This is a genomic window from Duganella sp. Root336D2 (assembly GCF_001425005.1).
Classification (GTDB): domain Bacteria; phylum Pseudomonadota; class Gammaproteobacteria; order Burkholderiales; family Burkholderiaceae_D; genus Rugamonas.
The window spans coordinates 732,175-753,936 of the sequence record NZ_LMDB01000001.1 but is presented as its reverse complement, the minus strand read 5'-3'; the positions used below and the strand labels follow the sequence as shown (position 1 = coordinate 753,936).

17 protein-coding genes are annotated in these 21,762 nt (G+C 63.9%); 10 read left to right on the top strand and 7 right to left on the bottom strand.

Translation table 11 applies throughout. The annotated features are described in order from the left end of the window. Positions 1-61 precede the first annotated feature (61 nt). The 7 genes from ASD07_RS03125 to ASD07_RS03095 all read left to right on the top strand — a co-directional run bounded on the left by ASD07_RS03125 (position 62) and on the right by ASD07_RS03095 (position 10,752). The gene (locus tag ASD07_RS03125) at positions 62-844 is read left to right on the top strand and encodes a hypothetical protein (RefSeq protein ID WP_082507076.1); all 783 of its coding nucleotides are present in this window, start codon (positions 62-64) and stop codon (positions 842-844) included. 45 nt (positions 845-889) lie between these two features. After that, on the top strand, positions 890-2,191 hold the full coding sequence (locus tag ASD07_RS03120) for a DUF3422 family protein (protein WP_055924975.1): 1,302 nt from the start codon (positions 890-892) through the stop codon (positions 2,189-2,191). Next, positions 2,188-3,327, top strand: coding sequence for an esterase-like activity of phytase family protein (locus ASD07_RS03115; RefSeq protein ID WP_055924972.1), 1,140 nt, complete (start codon positions 2,188-2,190; stop codon positions 3,325-3,327). The genes ASD07_RS03120 and ASD07_RS03115 overlap by 4 nt, the downstream gene beginning before the upstream one ends. Before the next feature lie 99 nt (positions 3,328-3,426). Continuing rightward, complete coding sequence (locus tag ASD07_RS03110) at positions 3,427-4,038, top strand: glutathione S-transferase family protein (protein WP_055924969.1); 612 nt, start codon at positions 3,427-3,429, stop codon at positions 4,036-4,038. Then, entirely contained in the window at positions 4,035-4,913 is an 879-nt protein-coding gene (locus ASD07_RS03105) for a pyridoxamine 5'-phosphate oxidase family protein (protein ID WP_055924966.1), read from the top strand. Before ASD07_RS03110 ends, ASD07_RS03105 begins: the two co-directional genes overlap by 4 nt. 157 nt (positions 4,914-5,070) lie before the next feature. Beyond that, positions 5,071-8,184, top strand: a complete 3,114-nt coding sequence (locus ASD07_RS03100; RefSeq protein ID WP_229207035.1) for an EAL domain-containing protein — start codon at positions 5,071-5,073, stop codon at positions 8,182-8,184. Positions 8,185-8,364: 180 nt separating this feature from the next. Continuing rightward, positions 8,365-10,752, top strand: coding sequence for a penicillin acylase family protein (locus ASD07_RS03095; RefSeq protein WP_200953746.1), 2,388 nt, complete (start codon positions 8,365-8,367; stop codon positions 10,750-10,752). Here ASD07_RS03095 and ASD07_RS03090 read toward each other — a convergent pair. Beyond that, entirely contained in the window at positions 10,742-11,632 is an 891-nt protein-coding gene (locus ASD07_RS03090) for a dienelactone hydrolase family protein (protein WP_055924956.1), read from the bottom strand. The two genes, ASD07_RS03095 and ASD07_RS03090, sit on opposite strands and share 11 nt — an antisense overlap. Before the next feature lie 101 nt (positions 11,633-11,733). Between ASD07_RS03090 and ASD07_RS03085 the strand changes: the two genes are divergently transcribed. Further along, positions 11,734-12,663 (top strand): sensor domain-containing diguanylate cyclase, encoded by a 930-nt coding sequence (locus tag ASD07_RS03085; protein ID WP_200953745.1) that lies wholly within the window; start codon positions 11,734-11,736, stop codon positions 12,661-12,663. Here the strand turns inward: ASD07_RS03085 and ASD07_RS03080 are convergent. Beyond that, positions 12,643-13,812: an acyltransferase family protein gene (locus ASD07_RS03080; RefSeq protein WP_162246527.1), complete on the bottom strand. Its 1,170-nt coding sequence runs from the start codon at positions 13,810-13,812 to the stop codon at positions 12,643-12,645. The genes ASD07_RS03085 and ASD07_RS03080 overlap by 21 nt on opposite strands. A gap of 166 nt (positions 13,813-13,978) precedes the next feature. Here ASD07_RS03080 and ASD07_RS03075 point away from each other — a divergent pair, with 166 nt between their 5' ends. Then, positions 13,979-15,607 (top strand): sigma-70 family RNA polymerase sigma factor, encoded by a 1,629-nt coding sequence (locus tag ASD07_RS03075; protein WP_156397825.1) that lies wholly within the window; start codon positions 13,979-13,981, stop codon positions 15,605-15,607. Here the strand turns inward: ASD07_RS03075 and ASD07_RS29895 are convergent. Beyond that, positions 15,554-16,576 (bottom strand): metallophosphoesterase, encoded by a 1,023-nt coding sequence (locus ASD07_RS29895; RefSeq protein ID WP_082507075.1) that lies wholly within the window; start codon positions 16,574-16,576, stop codon positions 15,554-15,556. The genes ASD07_RS03075 and ASD07_RS29895 overlap by 54 nt on opposite strands. A 90-nt stretch (positions 16,577-16,666) precedes the next feature. Here ASD07_RS29895 and ASD07_RS29890 point away from each other — a divergent pair, with 90 nt between their 5' ends. Beyond that, entirely contained in the window at positions 16,667-17,665 is a 999-nt protein-coding gene (locus tag ASD07_RS29890) for a LysR family transcriptional regulator (RefSeq protein WP_162246526.1), read from the top strand. Here ASD07_RS29890 and ASD07_RS03055 read toward each other — a convergent pair. From ASD07_RS03055 to ASD07_RS03040, 4 genes are all read right to left on the bottom strand, one after another. Next, a complete protein-coding gene (locus ASD07_RS03055; RefSeq protein ID WP_229207034.1) occupies positions 17,546-18,262 on the bottom strand; it encodes an SDR family oxidoreductase in 717 nt (238 codons plus the stop codon). The two genes, ASD07_RS29890 and ASD07_RS03055, sit on opposite strands and share 120 nt — an antisense overlap. A 77-nt stretch (positions 18,263-18,339) precedes the next feature. After that, positions 18,340-19,065, bottom strand: coding sequence for a LytTR family DNA-binding domain-containing protein (locus ASD07_RS03050; protein ID WP_055924933.1), 726 nt, complete (start codon positions 19,063-19,065; stop codon positions 18,340-18,342). Next, on the bottom strand, positions 19,053-20,105 hold the full coding sequence (locus ASD07_RS03045; protein WP_055924930.1) for a sensor histidine kinase: 1,053 nt from the start codon (positions 20,103-20,105) through the stop codon (positions 19,053-19,055). The genes ASD07_RS03050 and ASD07_RS03045 overlap by 13 nt, the downstream gene beginning before the upstream one ends. Further along, a complete protein-coding gene (locus ASD07_RS03040; RefSeq protein WP_055924928.1) occupies positions 20,102-21,745 on the bottom strand; it encodes a Na+/H+ antiporter in 1,644 nt (547 codons plus the stop codon). The genes ASD07_RS03045 and ASD07_RS03040 overlap by 4 nt, the downstream gene beginning before the upstream one ends. Between the last annotated feature and the right edge of the window lie 17 nt (positions 21,746-21,762).

The following is a 21,762-nucleotide window of genomic DNA, read 5'->3' as shown; positions in this document are numbered from 1 at the left end:
TTGCCGACGGGAAATAAACACTCATTTTATCAAATCCCAGCCGGCTGAATATACTTAGAAGATGGAACTAAGTATTACGCAGCAGGACGCGGGGCATACGGCAGAGGGGTTGCCGGTGTTCATTTTTGCGCTGTGTAATCGCCATGGCATGGAAGTCCAGATCAGTACCTTGGGCGGTGCGATTGTAAAGATCAATGCACCTGACCGGAATGGCCGCCTGGCCAACGTCGTGCATGGCAGGGCGCCGGAAAATGGCATCCATTTGCTGCCAGCGCCCGGGCATGCCCTGCACCGGCTGCCCTGGCACGCAGTAGCGCTGGTGGAAGACGCCAGCGTCGGCCTGCGCCTGGTCAGTCCCGGGCCGCATGCGGTGCTTGCGACCTATGTCCTGGACGAAGCGAATGGTCTTTCGCTGCATTGCCAGGCGCCTGCCGCGGCACCGGCCTCGATATGCCTGCACACGGCGTTCAATATGGCCGGCGAGGGCGAGGGGCTGCGCCAGTTGCTGACAGTCAGCGCGGAGCGCGTCGCTCCCGCCGGCAGGCACGAACAGGACTGCGCCGGCACCCGCTGGGATTTCCGCCTGGCGCGCCCGCTGGCCGAATTGCCGGGGCAAGCGCGCTACCTGCTTGGCAAACGCATCAACGGGGAAGTTGCGCTGCGCTTGTTCGATACGGCCAGTGGGCGTTTGCTGGAGGTGGCTACCGATGCCGATAGCCTGCGCCTGGGAACTGGCGAGCCGGCGCCATACCTGTGGCTGGAGCCGGTCATGGCGGCAGCCGGCGGCAAAATCGTGCTGCGCTTCAGCGCCCAGGCCCAGGGCCTGCCGCCGGGCTTACCGTAAATACAATGTTAATATCTGGACTCCCTCAAAATCGAGTCCAGCCCAATGAGTATCGTGTTTTCCAGCCTGAACCACGTGCAGCGCGTGCCCCTCGCTGCCGAAATCCACTCGCGCCCCTTCCTGAAACTGGATGCGCCAACCCTGCTGACCCATTTCGCCATCATGGGCGAACAGGAACAGCAGGAGTTGCTGGCGGAACTGTGTGGCCATTTCGGCGTGGCGGCACCGGCGGCAGGCGGGAAATACTTTACCCATGATTTCGGCCGCTTCCGCCTGAAATGGGAGCTGCACACCGAATTCGCCACCTTCACCTTTGCCGAAACCGTGGCCAGCATGCCGCTGCCGGAGGAGGCCTTCAGCAATATGCCTTCGCGCCACCTGCCGGAACAATGGCTGCTGAAACTTCAGGGCAGGGTGCTGGTGGCGGCGCACGTCCTGCTGGGGCGCCCGGGCGGCATGCAGCATGCGTTCGCCGAAAGCCTGCAGCGCCTGTTCCAGGGGGCGCCGCTGGCGGGCAGCCAGGTGATGAACGGCGGCGAAATGTGGACCGACTTCGCCATCCACGCCGATGGCTTCAGCCGCTTCGTGATCTGCGATGCGGGCATGCACGAACAGCAGTCGGGCCGCCTGGTGCAGCGCGTGCTGGAGATCGAAACCTATCGCATGATGGCCCTGCTTGGCCTGCCGGTTGCACAGGACGCGACGCCGGAACTGAATGAGGTGGAGGGCGAACTGGCGACCCTGGCCGGCGCCCTGGTCGAAGCGGACGGCAAGGTTGATGACGGCTCCACCGAGCAGGACCTGCTCGACCGCATTACCCACCTGGCAGCGCGCATCGAGAAGGTCTCGGCCGACACCAGCTACCGCTTTGCCGCATCCAAGGCCTATTTCGGCCTGGTCAACGCCCGCATCGACGAGCTGCGCGAGCTGCGCATTGAAGGCACGCCTACGGTGGAGGAATTCATGGAGCGCCGCCTGGCGCCCGCCATGAAGACGTGCGAGGCCGTGGCTGCGCGCCAGCAGGCCCTGGCCGGCCGCATCGCCAATAGCAACGACCTGCTGCGTACCCGGGTCGGCATCGTGCAGGAAGCGCAGAACCGCAAGATACTGCAGTCGATGAATGCGCGCGCCGCGCAGCAGCTGCGTTTGCAGCAGGCGGTGGAAGGGCTGTCGGTGGCGGCAATCTCCTACTACGTCGTGGGCCTGATCGGCTATTCCGCCAAAGGCGCGAAGGTGCTGGGCGTGGGCGTCAATCCTGAACTGCTGATGGGCGTCATGGTGCCGGTGGTGGCGCTCGGCATGTGGTTCGGCTTGCGCTGCATGCACAAGCGCCTGCACCACGCATGATGCGCTTGATTCCTTACCTGGCCGCGCTGGCGGCGGGAGCGGCGTTGGCTGCCTGCGCGCCGACCGGACAGCGTGCGCCAGGTTCCACGGTTTCTTCGGTCAGTGCGCTGCGCTTTATCGGCGAACTGCGCGTTGCGCACCACGCCATGTTCGGCGACACCATGCTGGGTGGTTTCTCCGGGCTTGATTACGACCCGGCGAGCGGCCGCTGGCTGATCGAAAGCGATGACCGCTGCACCCGCAGCCCGGCACGCTATTACGACGCCGAACTGGATTTCGACGCCACCGCATTCCGCTCGCTGCGCTTCACCGGCCTGCACTACTTCCTGAATGCCGACGGCCAGGATTTTGCCGCCGCCGCCGCCGGTTGCTCGCGCGCCGACGTGGAATCTATCCGTATCGATCCGCTGGACGGCAGCATGTGGTACGCCAGCGAAGGCGATCGCCGCGATGGCCTCGAGCCATTCATCCGCCATGCCACGCGCGACGGCGCGCTGCTGGCCGAGCTGCCCTTGCCGGAGAACTTCAAGGTACACAAGGATGAACTGCGCGGTTCGCGCTATAACGCCACCTTCGAAGGCCTGGCTTTCGCGCCGGACGGACGCAGCCTGTGGGCTTCCATCGAATGGCCGCTCTATGAAGACGGCCCGATCCCGACGCCGCAGCATGGCGCCGTGGTGCGCATGACGCAGTTCCAGCGCGATGGCCAGGTGCTGCGCCAGTTCGCCTATCCGCTGGATGCCATCCCCGCCGAACCGGGGCCGGGCAGGGAAGCGGAAAACGGCGTCTCCGAAATCCTCGCGCTGCCCGATGGCGAACTGCTGGTGCTGGAACGCGCCACGGTGCAGGATGCCGCCGGCGTGTACACCAATTACGTCCGCCTGTATGCCACCGATGCGCGCGGCGCCAGCGATGTGAAAGCGCTGCCTGGCCTTGAAGGCAAGCGGTACACGCCGGCCCGCAAACGCCTGGTGCTGGACTTCAGCAAGCAGCCCATGCCACGCGCCTACAACCTGGAAGCAATGTCTTTCGGGCCGCGCCTGCCCAACGGCCACACCACCATGGTGTTCGCCAGCGACGACAATTTCGGCAAGGGCCAGGTCACCCAGTTCCTGCTGTTCGAGGTGCTGCCCTGATCATTATTTCGCTGGGTGGAATGGTGAATTGCTGTCGGCGGTGATTCCCATCATCGACAACATGGATCACACTTTCATCATTACTTGAAAGGAGAGCCAATGAAGCTGTACTACCATCCCATTTCCGGCCACGCCCACCGCGCCCACCTGTTCCTGTCCCTGCTGGGCCTTGACTTCGAGCTGGTCGAAGTCGACCTGATGAAGGCCGAACAGAAAACGGAAGCATTCCTCAAGCTGAACCCGTTCGGCCAGGTGCCTGTGCTGGAGGACGACGGCGTGGTCATCGCCGACTCCAACGCCATCCTGGTCTACCTGGCCACGCGCTATGGCGATACCGGCTGGCTGCCGCAAGACCCGGTCGGCGCCGCCGCCGTGCAGCGCTGGCTGTCGGTTGCCGCCGGCGAAATCGCCAGCGGTCCGGCCACCGCCCGCATCATCAACCTGTTCAAGAAACCGGTCGATCCGGCCGACGCCATCGCGCGTGCCCACCGCATCCTCGGCCTGGTTGAGGCAAGCCTGGACGGCAGGGAGTGGATCGCTGCCGGACAGCCGACCATCGCCGATATCGCCTTGTACAGCTATATTGCGCGCGCACCGGAAGGCAATGTCGACCTGTCGGACTACGCCAACGTGAAGTCCTGGCTGGCCCGCGTGGAAGGTCTGCCGCGCTTCCAGCCCTTCATCAAGTCAGCGGTCGGGCTGGCTGCATGAACGCGCCCTGGCACGCCGGCGAAATCGCGATCCAGGCTACGCTGGGCGCGGTGGAACGGATGGACGAAATCGGCCGCAAGGTGATCCGCAACTACATGCCGGACCAGCACCGCGACTTCTTCGCCCAATTGCCGTTCGCCGTGTTCGGCAGCGTCGATGCCGAAGGCCGGCCATGGGCCACGCTGCGTGCCGGGGAAGAAGGTTTCATGCATTCGCCAGACCCGCAGCGCCTGCAGCTTACGTTGCCGGCGCAGCACGACGATCCGGCGCAAGCCGGCCTGCACGATGGCGCCGCAGTAGGCATGCTCGGCATCGAACTGCACACGCGCCGGCGCAACCGCTTGAATGGCAGGCTGCGCGCCCTCGGCGGCGAGCAGTATGAGATCGCCGTCGCGGAATCGTTCGGCAACTGCCCGAAATACATCCATGAACGCGACTATCGTTTCGAGCGCACCCCGGGCGAGCCGTCGGGCTTGCCGCCGCGCCAGTTGCCGCAGCTCGATGCGCTGGCGCGCGACCTGATCGGCCGTTCCGGGACTTTTTTTGTGGCGACGTATTCCGGTGACGGCGCCGGAATGCGGATGGATGTGTCGCACCGCGGCGGCCAGGCGGGTTTTGTCCAGGTCGGCAGCACTGGAAGCTTGCTGGTGCCGGACTATGAGGGCAACCGCTTTTTTTCGACTCTCGGTAACATACTGCTGAATGGCAGGGCTGGCCTGGTGTTCCCCGACTTTGAGAGCGGCGGTTTGTTGCAGATGAGCGGAACGGCGCGCGTTGTCTTGGACGGAACGGAACGGCACTGGGAATTCCAGCCGCAGCAGCTTGTGTGGCGGGAAGATGCGTTGCCGCTCAGATGGGCGCTGCTAGCAAAATAGTTCTGCTACCATCGGTTGCATGGATAGGGCTTCTCTCGCTTCGCCGGGACGGACCAGGCTGGACGCATTCACCGCGGTGTATGAAAACAGCCCCAACTTGGCTTTTATGATGGATGCCGATGGCAATTTGCTTGCCGCGAACGCCCATGCGCGTCGGTTGGCAGATGAGCTCGGCTCCGGGGCGACGGCGTTCGGCCTGTTCCGCAGCTGGGCCGCCGCCGAACTGCGCGACGACGCCATGCCCGAGGCCAAGCTGCGCGGCGTCTGGCGCGGCGAGCTGGCGCTGTGCGAGAAAGGCGGCGATGGCGCACCGGTTTCGCTGGCGCTGGAATACTACGCCGGCCATGGCGCCCAGCCCGAATGCTTCCGCTGTCTTGTCACGCCGCTGCCGGAAGCCGATTCCTATGGCTCGCGGCTGCGCTTCAAGCGTCTGTTCGACCAGCACCCGCATGCAATGTGGGTGTACGACGTCGCGACGCTGCGCTTCCTGGTGGTCAACCGGGCGGCGGTGGCGATCTACGGCTACAGCGAAGAAGAATTCCTCGACATGACGATCGAGGATATCCGCCCCGATAATGAACTGGAGCGGCTGCATGCCGACCTGGAGACTTCGCCGCAATCGGCGGCGCAGCAATCGGGCGCATGGACCCATCGCTGCAAGGACGGCCGCCTGATCCAGGTGGAGATTTCCTCGCACCCCTTGCTGATGGCGGGGCACAAGGCGCGCTTCGTGTTCGCCCATGACGTGACGCGGCGCCTGCGCGTCGAGAAAGCCCTGCATGAATCGCAGGAGATGACGCAGCTGGTGGTCGACCACATCCCGCACCAGATCTTCTGGAAGGACATGGATTTGCTGTACCGCGGCTGCAACGACATATTCCTGCGCGCGGCCGGGCTGTCGTCGCAGGAAGAAGTGGTGGGCAAGAGCGATTTCGATTTCCCCTGGTCGCACAATGCGGAGCGCATCCGCGCCGACGATGCGAAGATCATCAACAGCGGCGTGCCGCACCTGAACCGCGAAGACCATTTGCTGTTTGCCGATGGCAGCGTGCACTGGTTCCTGATCAACAAGCTGCCGCTGCACGACCAGGCCGGCAAGACCATCGGCCTGCTGGGCACCATCGAGGATGTTTCCGAGCGCAAGCAGGTGGAGCTGATGCTGCAGCTGCATAACCGGGCGCTGGAGTCGAGCGTCAATGCCATTGCCATCACCGCCATCCATGCAGGCAGCGATACCATCGATTACGCCAACCCGGCGCTGGCGGTGCTGACCGGCCATGCCGCCGGCGAGCTGGCCGGCCGCAGCCTGGAACAGCTGCTGGCCGACCCGGAAGATGCGGCAGCCCAGACCGCCCTGCATGAAGCGGTGCATGGCCAAAGCGACGTGCAGCTGATGCTGCGCGGCCGCCACCGCGATGGCCGCAGCTGGTGGGCGCAGCTCCATGTGGCGCCGGTCGGCGGCAGCGAAGGCCAGCACACGCACCGGGTCTGCGTACTGACCGATATGACGGCGACCATGGACTACCAGGCCCAGCTCGAACACCAGGCCAACCATGACGCGTTGACCGGCCTGCCCAACCGTAACCTGTGCGGCGACCGCCTGGCGCAAGCGATCAGCTATGCGCAGCGCTACGGCCACACGGTATGGGTGGCTTTCCTTGACCTCGACAACTTCAAGCTGGTGAACGACAACCTGGGCCACGAAGCCGGCGATGAACTGCTGCGCACCGTGGCGGCCCGCCTGCGCAGCTGCATGCGCGACACCGATACCGTGGCGCGCATGGGCGGCGACGAATTTGTGCTGGTGCTGCTGGATGGGCACGAAAGCACGCCGTCGCAAGCCATGCTGCGCAAGATCATCGACAGCGTGTCGGCGCCGATGCAGTTGGCAGGGCAGGAGCATACGCTCACCTGCAGCATGGGGGTCTCCCTGTATCCGGCCGACAGCAGCGAGCCGCAGCTGCTGATGCGCTATGCCGACATCGCCATGTACCGCGCCAAGGAAAGCGGGCGCAACCAGGTGCAGTTCTACGAGCCGGCGATGCACGCCCGCATCGTGGAGCGCGCCGCCATCGAGAACGAGCTGCGCGGCGCTTTGGCGCGCGGCGAAATGTTCCTGGTCTACCAGCCGAAGATGAACGTGGCCTCCGGCGAGATCTCCGGTGTCGAGGCGCTGCTGCGCTGGCGCCATCCGACCATGGGCCTGATCCCGCCCGGCCGCTTCATCGGCGTGGCGGAAGAGACGGGCCTGATCGTGGCGCTGGGGCGCTGGGTGATCCACACTGCCTGCGCCCAGAACAAGGCCTGGCAGGATGCTGGCCTGCGGCCGCTGAGGGTGGCCGTCAACGTTTCGGCGCGCCAGTTCCGCGACAAGAACCTGGCCGACGAAGTAGTGGAAGCATTGCGCAGTACCGGCCTGCAGGCACAGTACCTTGAACTCGAGCTGACAGAGAGCATGATGATGCAGAATGCTGACGAGGCGGTGGTCACGGTGCAGCGCCTGAAGAAAGTCGGGGTGGGGATTTCGATCGATGATTTCGGCACCGGCTATTCCAGCCTGGCCTACCTCAAGCTGTTCCCCATCGATTACCTGAAGATCGACCAGTCCTTCGTGCGCGATATGCTGGGCGACCCGACGGTGGCAGCCATTGTGCGCTCGGTGATTTCGCTGGGACACAGCCTGGACTTCCGCATCATCGCCGAAGGTGTGGAATCCGAAGGGCAACTGGCCTACCTGCAGCGTTATAACTGCGACGAAGCGCAGGGCTACCACCTGAGCCATCCGATCATGCCGGACGTTTTCGCCACGCTGCTGCAACAGGAACAGTCGCGCCAGCCGGCACGGCGCCCGGCGGACGAGCGCAGGGGCACCTTGCTGCTGCTCGACGATGAACCGAACGTGCTGTCGTCCCTGATGCGGCTCTTGCGCCGCGACGGCTACCAGATCCTGGCCGCGCACAATGCGCAGGAAGCATTTTCCATGCTGGCCACCCACGAGGTGCAGGTCGTGGTCAGCGACCAGCGTATGCCGGATATGAACGGCACCGAATTCCTGAGCCGGGTGCGCAAGCTCTACCCGGGCACGGTGCGCATCATCCTGTCCGGCTATGCCGAACTGGAGTCGGTGCTGGGCGCCATCAACCGCGGCGAAATCTACCGCTTTTATACCAAGCCCTGGGATGACCAGGCGCTGCGCGACAATATCCGCGAAGCCTTCCGGTATCACGCACTGATGCATGGCGGCGATGGCCATGCGCCGACCGGTACCTAGGTGCCGGACAGCGCAGCGAAAGCGTCCAGCAGGGCGTCGGCCACCACCATGATTCCGGCGCGCGTGATGGCGTGGCGGGGGAATCATGCGGGCCGCTTTAGCACGGTTAAACAATTTCCCTGCCGTTCCTTTTGGATTTCTGGCAAGATTTGACGCAACAGTATAAGAATGGGGGTGCCGATGGCGAAGTTATGGCTGAAACGTCTTGTCCTCGCATTTTTTGCGCTGCTGCTGGTACTGGCGCTGGGACTCTGGTTCTTCCTGCGCGGCAGCCTGGCCCAGCTCGATGGCCGGCGCACTGCGGCCGGCCTTGCCGGCAGCGTGACGGTGAGCCGCGACGCCAAGGGCGTTCCTTCCATCTCCGGCGGCGACCGTAACGACGTGGCGTATGCAACCGGCTTCGTGCATGCCCAGGACCGCTTCTTCCAGATGGACCTGCTGCGCCGCATGCCGGCCGGCGAGCTGTCCGAATTGTTTGGCGAAAAGGCGCTGGAGACCGACCGCATCAACCGCCTGCACCGTTTTCGCGCCCGCGCCGCGCAGGCGATCGCAGCCATGCCGCCTGCCGACCGCCAACTGCTGGAGCGCTATACCGCGGGCGTCAACGAGGGCCTGAACGCGCTCGGCAACCGGCCCTTTGAATATGGCCTGGTGGGCGTCGGTCCGCGTGCGTGGGCGCTGGAAGACTCCTTCCTGGTGGCCTGGGCGATGTATATTGATCTGCAAGTGACAGGCATCGGCCGCGAACTGGCGCGTGGCTGGCTGAAGGAGCACGCCAATGCCGAGCAGCTGGCCTTCCTGCTGCCGGCCAGCACGCAGTGGGATGCACCGCTGGATGCTGCCAGCCCACCGGCGCCTGACGCGCCAATTCCGGCCCGCGCGCCGGACTGGTGGGGCAAGGGCGTGGCCAGGGAGCCGGCAACGCTGGCTGCCGCAGCATTTGTCGACGGCGTGGGCAGCAATAACTGGGCTGTGTCCGGCAAGCGCAGCGCTAGTGGCGGGGCTATCGTTTCCGACGATATGCACCTGGGGATCAAGCTGGCGAACACCTGGTACCGGCTGTTGTTGCAAGTGCCGGGCCAGCATGGCAGCACGCGCCGCATCGTCGGCGTCAGCATTCCCGGAGTGCCGGCCGTGGTGGCGGGCAGCAACGGCAATGTGGCCTGGGGCTTCACCAACAGCTATGGCGACTATGTCGACCTGGTGGAAGTTGCTACGGCCAGGGACAGGCCAGGCCAGGCCAAGCTGCCGGGCGGCTGGGAAACGCCGGTGGTGCATGATGAGACCATCCTGGTCAAGGGCCAGCCGGCCGTCACCATGAAGGTGCGCGAGACTTCGCTGGGCCCGATCATGCTGTCCGGCGGCCGCGAATATGCGGTGCACTGGGTGGCGCATGATGTGAAGGCGGTGAACCTGGCGATCCGGCATATGGAGGAAGTGGACACCGTTGCCGACGCGCTGGCACTGGCGCCGAAAGTCGGCATGCCGGCGCAGAACCTGGTGGCAGGCGACAGCGACGGGAATATCGGATGGACCATCGTCGGCCCGCTGCCGCAACGGCCTGCCACGCCGGTCGATGCCAGCTACCCGCTGTCGGCCAATGGCAGCACGCGCGGCTGGCAAGGCTTACTGCCGGCGGGCGGGTATCCATCGGTGCGCAATCCGGCCGGCGGCCAGCTGGTCACGGCCAACAGCCGCCAGTTGCTGGGCGCCGATTCCGTCAAGCTGGGCGACGGCGGCTTCGATATGGGCGCCCGCGCCAAACAGGCGCGCGACGCGTTGGCAGCGCTGGGCGACAAGACCGACGAGAAGGGCGTGTACAGCGTGATGCTGGACGACCGCGCGCTGTTCATTTCGCAGTGGCGTGAGCGCGCCCTGGCCGTGCTGGATGCGGAAGCCGTGAAAGGCAAGCCGCAGCGCGCCGAGCTGGCACACCTGTTAAAGGACAACTGGAACGGCCACGCCAGCGTGGATTCGGTGGCATACCGCGCCAGCCGGGCCTTTATGTGGTCCTTATATGAGCTGCTGTATGGCGGCGCCAATATCGAGTTGGCCAAGCTGGACAAGGATGCCAATATGCGCGCCGCGTCCAGCCGCTGGCCGGTTGTGCTGGGACGCCTGCTGGATGAACAGCCGGGCGGCTGGCTGCCGCCGGGGTATGCAGACTGGAAGGCGCTGCAACTGGCAGCGCTGGACCGCACCATCGAACACCTGGCGGCCGGCGGCAAGCCGCTGGCTTCCGCCACTTGGGGGGCGCGCAACACGGCGAAGATTGCACACCCGATTGCGGGCGCGCTACCGATGCTGAAGAAGTGGCTCAGCGTGCCGCCCGACCAGCTTCCGGGCGACAGCAATATGCCGCGCGTGGCCGGCCCGGCTTTCGGCCAGTCCGAGCGCATGACGGTGTCGCCGGGGCGCGAGGAACAGGGCCTGTTCAATATGCCGGGCGGCCAGAGCGGCCACCCTCTGTCGCCATTCTTCCTGGCCGGCCATGCCGACTGGGTCGCAGGCAAGGCCACGCCCCTGTTGCCGGGAGCGTCCGCCTATACGCTGACCTTTACGAAGTAGCGACGTTCGCGCGCAGGAAGTCCACGGTGCGCTGCCAGGCCTGCCTGGCGGCGGCTTCGTCATAGCGCGGCGTGGTGTCATTATTGAAGCCATGCTCGACGCCGGGATAGACGAAGTGCTGGTACGCCTTCCCGGCTGCCTTCAGCGCAGCCTCGTATGCCGGCCAGCCGGCCAGGATGCGCGCATCGTTGCCGGCATCGTGCACCAGCAGGGGCGACTTGATCTTGGGCACATCGGCAGCCGGCGGCTGGGCGCCGTAGAAGGGCACGGCCGCCGCCAGGTCAGGCACCATGGTCGCGAGGTAATTGGCCATGCCGCCGCCATAACAGAAACCCACCACGCCGACCTTGCCTGTTGCGCTGGGGTGCGACTTGAGGATTTGCACCGCCGCCAGGAAATCGGCGCGGGTCTTGGCCTGGTCCAGTTTGGAGAACAGTTCGCGCGCCTTGTCCTCATCGCCGGGATAGCCGCCCAGCGGTAACAGGGCATCCGGTGCAAAGGCCAGGAAGCCATCGAGCGCCAGGCGGCGCGTGATGTCCTCGATATGCGGGTTCAGGCCGCGATTCTCATGCACCACCAGCACAGCGGGCAGCTTGCCCTTGGCCGCGGCCGGCTGCACCAGGTAGCCGCGCAGCTTGCCGTAGCCTTGAGGTGAGGGATACTCCGCGTAGCCAGCCTTGAGGCGCGTGTCGTCGGCCGCTACCAGCGGCGCGGCAAAGCTGGGCGCCAGTGTCGCCAACAGGCTGGCGCCGGTCGCGCCGGCCACCGCATAGCGTGTTGCCGATGCGATGAAATCGCGGCGGCTTAACTGGCCATGCACGTATTTGTCGAACAGCTCCAGTACTTCCGGTTCAAAGTCCTTGGCGGTCAGGCGGGTCATCGTGTGAGTCTCCAGGTAAATTAGCGCTGTCAAGTCTACTCCGACCGGTGCATAATGACACTTCAACTCCGTGCCGGAACCAGCTATTGATGAGGCAAGCAATGATGAACGATTTTGCGGCCGCTTCCAAGGCCACCATGCAATTCCTTCGGCAGCGCCTGGGCTTCAAATTGTGGATGGTCACCCGTACCGACGGGAAAGACTGGATCGTCCTGTTCGCCGACGACCATGGTTATGGCGTGAAGGCAGGACAGGTTTATAGTTGGGCGGAAACTTTGTGTTCACGCATGGTCGAAGGGCAGGGTCCGCACATCGCGCCCGACGTGGCGAGCGAGCCGGCCTATGCCCAGTCCCCGATTACCGACAAGATCACCATCGGCGCCTATGTGGGCGTGCCGCTGCGGCGCGCCGACGGCACCCTGTTCGGCACCTTGTGTGCCATCGATCCCGAGCCGCAACCGGAGCGCATCCGGGAAGACAAGGACATGATCGTACTGATGGGCGAGCTGCTGGGCGGCTTGCTGGAAGCCGAGCTGGCCGGTACCGAAGCGGTGCGCAAGGCCGAGCGGATGGACGTCGATATCACGCGCGATGAACTGACCGGCCTGTACAACCGGCGCGGCTGGGACATGCTGATGGTGCGCGAGGATGAGCGTTGCCGTCGCTATGGGCACCCGGCCTGCGTGGTGTCAATCGATCTGGACGATCTCAGGTTCTATAACGATACCCAGGGCTATGCCTCCGGCGATGCCCTGTTGATCCGTTGCAGCAAGGCACTGAAGGAAGTCACGCGCGGTTCCGACGTGGTAGCGCGCATGGGCGGCGACGAGTTCGCCATGCTGATGGTCGAGTGCGACTATTTCGACGCCCAGGCCATGCTGCTGCGGGTGCAGGAAACGCTGGCCGGTTACGATGTGCGGGCTTCGATCGGCATGGCAATGCGCAAGCCCGGCATCGACCTGGAGGAAGCCCTCGCGATAGCCGATGCCGAGATGTACCGCGCCAAGCGCTCACGCAAGGTGCTGAACTAATCCATCCTTGGCGGCAGGCGTCGTGCCTGCCGCTTTCCCCACGCCGAACAGCGGCTGCAGCAGCGGCACCCGGCGCACTACCTCAAATACTCCGAAGCTGATGGCCAGCGTCAGCACCACGATCAGTGCGCCTTCGGTCGCGGGCGCCAGATTGGCCGCGCGCAGTGCCATCGCCAGGCAGATGATCAACGTCTGGTGCAGGATGTAGACCGGGAACACTGCCTGGGTCAGGTAGCGGCGCTTGGCGCTGTCGAAATTCAGGTGGCGATGGCCGAAACCGCACACAGCGATGATGGCGCTCCATTGGCACAGTGCGTAGACGACGCGTGCCAGCGGCAGCCAGTCCTTGTAGGTGTCGCCCGATGCGTAATAGAAGATGATGGATGCCCAGCTCGCGAGGAAGAATCCCAGCGCGGCAAAACGCACGTTTTCCAGTCGCTGCCAGAATTCACCGCGGCGTGCCATGGCCGCACCCAGCAGGAAGTAAGGCAGGCTCATCGCATGGTTATGCCAGTCGGACGTCAGGTTATGGGTATGCGGCCAATGCGGCAACAGCAGGATGCGGCCGACAGCCAGGAATGCCACCGGCAGGACAAACAGCTTCCAGCCCTGCAGGTGGCGCAGCAGCCAGGCGCCCATGGCTTGTATGCGCAGGCTGCCGATGGCTGCCAGCAGCAGGGTGTAGATCCACAAATAGGGCAGGAACCAGAGGTGGTTCCAGGTCGGCAAGTCGAGGCAGCCATTGTTGTCGCAGAAGCCGTGATAGGCGCGCAAATAGAGCTGCATGAAGTCGAAATAGCTGCCCTGGTAGGCGACGTCCGACACCACTTCAAAGTAGGATTGGGGCGGCACGATGAAGAACATGCCGAAGATAAGCGGAACCAGCAGGCGTTTGCTGCGTTCCTTGGCCAGGCCCTTGCCGCCCAGTTTGTCGAGCAGGAAAGCCGCTGCTGCGCCGCCAATCAGGAACAGCAGGCACATGCGCCAAGGGGACGAAAGCAGCATCAGCGGCTCGATGGCTTGGCTGGGGTGGGGCGCTTTGACATGCCAGTCCCAGGTCACGTAATACATGCCGGTGTGGTACAGCACGAGAAGGAAGAAAGCGCCGATGCGCAGCCAGTCGAGGAAATACAGGCGTTGGTTTTGCATGATGGTTTGGCAAGCAGGGTTGGACATGAATCCAGCTTAAGGACACCGGTCTTGCCAAGCCAGCAATAGGTGGCGAACAGCATTTGGCAGGGGCGAACGTATTCATTGACGCAGATTTCAACCAGCCGGCCGGCGCCGTGCAATATGACTGTATTGAGTGCCCCGATTGGAGATATTGATGAGTGCGTTGGCGTCCCCCAGGGATTTCCTCGAGTACGAGCCGCTGCTGTGGCGCGTGCTGAGCAAGCTGGTACGCGATGGCTATCACATCCAGCCGCACGACGCCCGCGACCTGATCCATGACTTTTTCCTTGAATGGGAACCGCTCAATAGCCGCTTTGACTCGGCCAAGGGCGATTTCGCCCCCTATCTCGCCACCGCCTTTTACCGCTTTGGCCGCCGCCGGCAGATAAAGTTGCACCGGCTGCGTTCGCGTGCCGTCGACATTGAAGAATGCCTCGACCTGGCCGCAGCCGATCCCTTGCCGTTGGAGGCTGTAGAAATGAAACAGCAAATCGCCCAGCTCAAGGCTGCCATCGCACTACTGCCCGAAGCCGAGCAGGCACTACTGGCCGACTTCCTGTCGGACTATGGGCCCGGCGAGCGCGAACTTGCGGAGAAACATCATCTCACGCGCTATCGCTTGCGCGACCAACTGGCTGCCACGGTCAGCCGGGTCGCGTTGCAATTGATCGAGGCACGGCCGCAATCGACCGATGCCGACATTGCTTACCGGGTCTGGGTCATGGACCAGGCGCCACGCACTGTGGCCGCCGAACTCGGAATGTCAACCGAACAGGTGAACCAGGCCAAGGCACGCTTTGCACAAGCACTGCTGAATTCAGTACGGCGTGCCGCGCAGCCTGATCGCCAGGGGAGAAAGATCATGCCGGAAATCGATATACTCAAGAAAGCACTCAGCGCATTTGATGATAGCGACGCACTGGAGAGCTTGCGCACGCACGCGCAGCAGATCCGCCTGGCGCTGGAGCAGGAGGACTTGTTGCTTGATCCTGGCGAGTGCGCCGCGCTGGCTGAACATCCGGAATGGCTTGCAAGTGTGTATGCAGCGTTGAGTAGCGGCGAACTGCAGAATGCTGAAACTGAGGAACTCCAGCCATCGATAGCAGCCATACTCAATGGCGAGCAGCAGGTGATTGCTGATGCCTGGGCAGCGTTGCTTGAAAAGCTGGATGAAATGCGCCCACCGTCCGGGCTTGGCCAGTGGGAACTCGCGCTCATGGGTGTCGGCAAACTGCCGCCTGACCTGGTGCCGCACTTGCGCCAGTACCATGCCTCTTGCAGAAGTGGCGATCCTGCCGGCGAACGACTGTTGAAATACGGCCTGACGCCCGGCATGGTGTGCGAGGCTTTGCGTGAAATTGAATTGCTGTTCAACCGCTCCCTTCGGCGCGCCGGAGACGGATCGGTAGCCCGCAAAAGCGCAGACACCGACATCGTCGTCAAGCAAAAGGGCAGCAGTGTAGCGATCAGCCAGGCGCTATTGAACGGAACCGTTGCGGGCACGCTCGACCTGGAATTGGAACGGGTGCCGGCGCTTGCCCGCAGCCTTTTCTGCATGTTGCAGGCATCGCCCCTGCTGGTTGGCGGTTATTGCTACCTGGGCGCGAACACGTTTTCCCAAATGCCGGAAACGGCGCGCCCGGAAGGTCTTCTCGCGCAAGACGTGCTGGTCCAGCGCTGGTGCGCCAACCAACGCGACCTGGCACAAGGTTCGGCGCTATTGCAACGCGAACTCGTGCGGGGCATGAACGGCAGTGAAGCCCGTTGCTGAACGGTGGTAGGTTGTCGTTGCCCACTCGAGCCTGCCATCAACGGCGAAGATGCGGTGGAGCATCAAGGCATTCGGCTCGAGGTTGACGCTGTCCGGTTTGCGCAGCCTGACGCGCCATTTGCGGGGAACGGCATCAAATTGTGTCGTTGAACCCGCACCGCATTCCCAGCACTCCCTGGCGCCGGCATAGTGGCGCCGCACGGAGGCTTTGTGCGTGTGGCCGCACAAGATCACGGCAATTTCGTGCTGTTGCAGGAACTGATCCAGGGCCTGCTTCGTAGCGTGGGCTATGGCCAGGCTGAATCCTGTCCATGTCTGTGCATGGTGGATGACCAGTACGCGGACTTCACGTGCTTTGCGTGGTTCAAGCATGGCGTCAAGCAACTGCAATTGCGAGCGGAAGCTGCCTCGTGCATAGCTGCGCTGGATGGAATTGGGGCGAATGTCGGCATCCGAATCAAGTTCAATCAAGGTTAGCTCATGGCCCAGATTTCCGAGCGGGAGGCTGCGCGTGGCGGGAAGGGCACCAATGAAGTAGTGGTAAAAGTTGGACGGAGTCGCACCTATCGGTACCGGTATTCCTGCCCAGTGATCGTGATTCCCAGGAATTGTGATGATTTTTCCGGCGGCATGCAGGCCGACATAATCGCCGTTGGGTGGAAGAATGTCGATTTCGCTTTCAAAGAATCGGCGTGCCAGTGCGAGTTCATGCGCATCGCCGTTGCGACTCAGGTCGCCGGTGACAAGAATCTGGAATTGTTCGTCGCTGGCGCGCAGTTTCTCGACAAATTCTGCGAGGGCGCGCAGGCCAGTGGCGTGATGCCCGAGCAGTCCATCGAATATGGGAAAGTTATCCAGGCCGAATTGCACGGCCTGGCTGATGGTGGCATCGCCTGTGCTTGGATCAAGGCTTCCGATGTGCAGGTCGGAAATGTGCAGCAAGGTTGCAAGCAGTTTTTGTTCTGGCATGATGGTCTCCCTGGTTAGTCTGGTATGGACAGGCAGGCCTACCAAAAGTTCAAACGATTTTCATGCGGGATCTCGGCGATAATGCGGAGCATGCAGCTCAAACATTTACGAACTTTTCTTGCGGTGGCTTCCACGCTCAGCTTCACCAGGGCGGGGCAGAAGGTCCATCTCGCACAGTCCAGCGTGACCGAACAGATCCAGGCGCTGGAGGCGGATTTAGGCGTGGCGCTGTTCGAGCGTTCGCAGCGTAAGTTGGCTCTCACCGATGCGGGCGGAAAGCTGGTGGAATATGCCGAGTCCCTGTTGGCGCTGGCAGCCGATGCGCGCGCCATTGTGGCCGGCGATACGGAGCTGCGGGGCAGCTTGACGATTGGGGCGCTGGAAACCTTGTGCGCGCATTGGCTGGCGCCGATGCTGGCCGACTTTCAGGGCAGGCATCCCGGGCTGCAGCTTGATTTGCAGGTGGCAGGCACTGGCGCGCTGCGCGAAGCGGTGCGGGATGGCTCGCTGGACCTCTGTTTCACTTTCACGCAGCCGCCGCCTGACAGCGGCCTGCACAGCGAGTGCGTCGGTTCGGACGAGTTGGCATTGTTGGTGCCGGCCGGTCACGTGCTTGGCGAGTTAGCCAGCGTCGGGCCGCAGCATGTTGCGGGCGAACGCTTCCTGGTGACGGCGCAGGGGTGCGCCTATCGCGGCATGTTTGACAGCGCGTTCTCGACGCGAGGATTCCCGTTGCCGCAAGTGGCTGGTGAATACGGCAGCCTGGGCGCGATAGTGAGCATGGTTCGCGCCCGGTTCGGTTGTGCGTTGATGCCACGGCTGGCCTTTGCGGGGCTTGATGCAGGGATCGTTGCGTTGCCATGGGAGGATGGCACCGGGCGCGTCGGCATCCATATGGCCTGGCGGCCAAGGCAATTGCCGCCTGCCTTGCGCCGGTTCCAGGATGCGGTCCGGCAGAAAGGCCTCGGCCTACACCATCCGGTGTCCACCGTCGACATGCAATACGCTGCCGGTGGCGAAGCGGTTGCGCATGAGGAAGCAGATCGCGTCGGCAATGTCGCCGACGCTGCCGACGCGCCCAACCGGTAACTTCTTTGCCATGCCTTCGAGCATGCCGGCCTTTGCATCGCCGGCGACAAATTCCCAGATCGGCGAGTCGACCCAGCCAGGCGAAACTGCATTGACGCGGATGGGCGCCAGTTCCACCGCCAGTGCGTAGGTGAGCGAGTTAAGCCCGCCGTTGATCGCGGCCACCACCGAGCCGCGTGCCGCTGGCCGGCACCAGGCGATGCCTGAGGTGAAGGTGATACTGCCGGAGGCTGGCAGCGAGGGCGCGCCGTATTTGGCCAGCAAGAGCGGGCCGACCAGTTTGGAATCCATTGCCTTGCGCATCACTGCGATATCGATGTCCGGCAAGAGCTGGTATGCGCCGCCGATGTCTGCCGCGGTGCAGACGATGTGATCGAACGGGCCGCATTGCGCAAACATGTTGGCAAGCTGATCCTCCTGTGTGATGTCTGCTGCGACGGTTGCGAGCTGCGGCGCGTTCTGCAGCTTCTCCCGCGCGCCGGCCAGCTTTGCGCTCGAGCGGCCTGCGATCGTCACCGCGCAATCCTCGTGCAGCAGGCGCTCCGCAAGCGCCAATCCCATGCCGGAGCTGCCGCCGGCGATCAATACCCGTTCCATGCTTTCTCCCTCCGTTGTGAGCCGGGTCATTGTCGCGGCTCATCGCTTGAAATGGAAACGGGAATTGGCGATTGCAGTTATCGGGATTGCCGATGGGTGACGGCCTCCAGTATGGCTGCCTTGAAGTTGCGCCCAAGCGGCACGAGGGCGCCGTTGCGCAGGACCAGTCGGCCTTCCAGGTCGATCTTGTCGATGAGGGATAGCCGGACGGCGGCGCGGCGGTGGCAGCGCACGAATTGCTTGCCCAGGCTGTCCAGCAGGTCGGTCAGGGTCTGGCGCAACAGCGGGGTGCCCTGTGAGGTGTGCAGCACCACGTAATTGTCGGCTGTCTCCAGCCATTGGATGTCGGCGACGGCGACCACGCGGGTGCCGCCGCGCTCGCTGACCAGCAGCTGCTGAAGCGGCAGGCCGATGGCGCCCGGAGCGCGCTCCCCTTGCAGTGCGCGGCTTGCCAGGCGTTCACGCAGGCGCTGCATGGCGCGTTGCAGGCGGGCAGAGTCAAAGGGCTTCAGCAGGTAGTCGATGGCGTTGGCATCGAAGGCCGGCACGGCGTATTCATCGAAGGCGGTGGCAAACACGATCAGCGGCGCCGGATGGGGCAGGGAGGCGGCCACTTCCAGGCCGCTGACTTCTGGCATCTGCACGTCGAGGAAAATGGCGTCAGGTGCGAAGCTGGCGGCTTGCTCCAGCGCCTCCACGCCATCGCGTGCCTCCTCGATGGCGGTGATGTCCGCCTCCTGCGCCAGCATGCGGCGCAGCTTGTCGCGCGCAGGGCGCTCGTCGTCAACGATCAGGATACGCATGGCAACCTCATTTGAGCGCGCACGCCAGCAGGTGCGAGCTGCCGCAACTGAAGCGTCGCCTGTTCGCCGTGCAGTGCTTGCAGCCTTTCGCGCAAGTTACGCACACCGATACCGCTTACCGCAACGCCGCTATCGGTGCCGTGCGCAGCGAGGTGCCCGGCATCGTCGCTGACTGTGAGCAGCAAAGCACCGCTATCGCGTTTCGCGCTGATGGCGATCTTCGTCACGCCGCGACGCCGTTCGACGGTGTGCTTGAAGACGTTTTCCAGCAAAGGCTGCATGCTCATCACCGGCACCAGGCAATCGCTGCAGGCCGCATCAATTTCCCAGACGATCTGCACGCGGTCCGCAAAGCGCTCCTCCATCAGCCGCGCATAACCGCGCAACAGGCGAAGTTCGGTCGACAATGGCGCCTGCTGCTGGCCGCTGACGTCCAGCGTCGCGCGCAGGACATCGGCCAACTGCACCAGCGTCGCATCGGCGCGTTCGACGTCGGTGTGCATCAGCGAAGAAATGGTGTTCAGCGCGTTGAACAGGAAATGCGGCTGCATCTGCTGCGTAAGCTGGTGCAGCTGGGCCGTCCGCCAGTTGGCATTGGCTTGTTCGGCGGCGCGATACGACAGCACGCCAAAGGTAATCAGGGTAAAAATAATGACGAAGACCGAAATCTTCACGTTCTCGTAAAGCAAGGTCTCGCCCCAGGGTTCATGCTGGTACTCCGCGCCCAGCAGGGCGTACACGCCGTGCCGGATGCCAAACGCCAACGGCGTAAACAGTATCCACCATACCGGCAGCCATAGAGCCTGCCGTGCAAACCAGGGCGCGGGAGTTGCCAGCAGGGTGTCATGGCGCCGCGTGGCAAGCCTTTGCATCGCCAGCAGCAGGGAGGCCACGACCATCGACGACGACTCCCACAGGATGGGTTGCCACAGCGGCCCATGGTCGTCATGGCGCAGGAAGTCCTGGATCGCCGTCGCCACCATCAGGGCCCAGAACAGCAGCCACGCGCCAGCGAGTGAAAGGGTGGCGCGCCGGTTCATTTCTTCTGGTGGCGTGCTTCGACGAGGTCAATCTCGCGCACCAGCTTGCGTGCCGTTTCGTCGGAAATGGTGTGGTGGCGCGCCAGGTCGAAGATAGCCTGGCGTTCGGCCACCATGGCGGCAAGGCGCAGTTCGCGCTCGGCGCGGTCCAGCTTGCGGAAGTGTTCCTTGTTCTGGTCTTCCGCCGACCAGGCCACATTCAGGCGGTACTCGTACAGCGCGATTACGCGCGCCGCCGCTTGCGGCAGCACGTCGGGATGGTGGGCGTCGGCCAACGCCAGTTCGGCGCGCTCGATGGCTGCGATCGCCGCCGATGCTGCCTGGCGCCGCGCCATATCTTCCTGCTGCCGCTCTGCCGGCTCTTCCGGCAAGCGCATGCTGCCCAACAGGCGCGGCAAACCGACACTTGCCGCCAGCAGGGAAATCAGGATCACCGAGCTGGCCAGCAAAATGGTCAGGTCGCGCGCCGGGAAAGGATCGCCGTTCGGCATGAACAGTGGCAAGGTCAGCACGCCGGCCAGTGTGATCGCACCGCGCGCACCGGCCAGCGCAGTTGCCAGCAGCAGGCGCCAGTGCGGCTTGCCGCCTTGCGCCGGGGAGGCGCGCCGGCTGCGGCGATACAGGGTCACGCGCAGCGTTGCCCACACCCAGGCAAAGCGCAGCGCAATCAAGCCGAAGCTGATGGCGAAGGCATACAGCACCAGCCACCATGGATTGATATGGCCGCTCTGCTCCAGCGACTCGCTGGCGCCGCGCAGGATGTCAGGCAACTGCTCGCCGAGCAGCACGAACATCACACCGTTCAGCGTGAACTGCACCGTGTCCCATACGGCGGTGCGCTGGATGCGGGTTGCGGCCAGTGCCTGGCCGCCCAGCTCCACATAACTCATGGTGATGCCCGCCGCCACGGCGGCCAGGATGCCGGAAGCATGCAGGCGCTCGGCGACCAGGTAGGCGCCAAATGGAATCAGCAGGCTGACCAGGATTGGCGAGCCGGCAGGCTCGCCGTAGCGCGTGGTCAGCCGGCCCTGCAGCCATGCGATGGCGCCGGTCACGGCAACACCCGTCGCGATGCCTGCCGCTGCCAGCCAGACAAAGGTCAGCGAAGCGTTGGCCAGCGAGAAGGAGCCGGTCAGTGCGGCCGCCACGGCAAAGCGGAAGCACACCAGGCCGCTGGCGTCGTTCAACAGCGCTTCGCCTTCCAGGATGTGCATCAGGCGTTTCGGGATCGGTGCGCGCGAGGCGATCGAGCCGACGGCAACCGGGTCGGTTGGCGACAGGATTGCCGCCAGCGCAAATGCCACCGGCAGCGGCATGGCGGGGATCATCCAGTGAATCAGGTAGCCGGCGCCGAGCACGGTGAAGATCACCAGGCCGAGGGCGAGTTCAAGGATCACGACGCGGTCGCGGAACAGGCCCGTGTTCGGGATGCGCCAGCCATCGAGGAACAGCAGCGGCGGGATGAACAGCAGGAAGAACAACTCCGGGTCGAGCTGGATGCCGTGGCCCGACCATGCGGCAATGCTGGCGCCAAGACCGATCTGCACCAGGGGCAGGGGAATGCCGGAAAGTATCCGCTTCATGTAAGCGCTGGCGATCACGGCCAGCAGCATTGCCAAAACTATCTCGATAGAATCCATGCGGATATTATAGGGGC

Bases quoted from the DNA above. Each gene is read 5' to 3' on its own strand.
- ASD07_RS03120 (WP_055924975.1), top strand. From the start codon at position 890: ATGAGTATCGTGTTTTCCAGCCTGAACCACGTGCAGCGCGTGCCCCTC.
- ASD07_RS03080 (WP_162246527.1), bottom strand. From the start codon at position 13,812: ATGCAAAACCAACGCCTGTATTTCCTCGACTGGCTGCGCATCGGCGCT.
- ASD07_RS03110 (WP_055924969.1), top strand. From the start codon at position 3,427: ATGAAGCTGTACTACCATCCCATTTCCGGCCACGCCCACCGCGCCCAC.
- ASD07_RS03045 (WP_055924930.1), bottom strand. From the start codon at position 20,105: ATGAACCGGCGCGCCACCCTTTCACTCGCTGGCGCGTGGCTGCTGTTC.
- ASD07_RS03040 (WP_055924928.1), bottom strand. From the start codon at position 21,745: ATGGATTCTATCGAGATAGTTTTGGCAATGCTGCTGGCCGTGATCGCC.
- ASD07_RS03105 (WP_055924966.1), top strand. From the start codon at position 4,035: ATGAACGCGCCCTGGCACGCCGGCGAAATCGCGATCCAGGCTACGCTG.
- ASD07_RS03090 (WP_055924956.1), bottom strand. From the start codon at position 11,632: ATGACCCGCCTGACCGCCAAGGACTTTGAACCGGAAGTACTGGAGCTG.
- ASD07_RS03125 (WP_082507076.1), top strand. From the start codon at position 62: ATGGAACTAAGTATTACGCAGCAGGACGCGGGGCATACGGCAGAGGGG.
- ASD07_RS03085 (WP_200953745.1), top strand. From the start codon at position 11,734: ATGATGAACGATTTTGCGGCCGCTTCCAAGGCCACCATGCAATTCCTT.
- ASD07_RS03115 (WP_055924972.1), top strand. From the start codon at position 2,188: ATGATGCGCTTGATTCCTTACCTGGCCGCGCTGGCGGCGGGAGCGGCG.
- ASD07_RS03050 (WP_055924933.1), bottom strand. From the start codon at position 19,065: ATGCGTATCCTGATCGTTGACGACGAGCGCCCTGCGCGCGACAAGCTG.
- ASD07_RS03055 (WP_229207034.1), bottom strand. From the start codon at position 18,262: ATGGAACGGGTATTGATCGCCGGCGGCAGCTCCGGCATGGGATTGGCG.
- ASD07_RS03095 (WP_200953746.1), top strand. From the start codon at position 8,365: ATGGCGAAGTTATGGCTGAAACGTCTTGTCCTCGCATTTTTTGCGCTG.
- ASD07_RS29890 (WP_162246526.1), top strand. From the start codon at position 16,667: ATGCAGCTCAAACATTTACGAACTTTTCTTGCGGTGGCTTCCACGCTC.
- ASD07_RS29895 (WP_082507075.1), bottom strand. From the start codon at position 16,576: ATGCCAGAACAAAAACTGCTTGCAACCTTGCTGCACATTTCCGACCTG.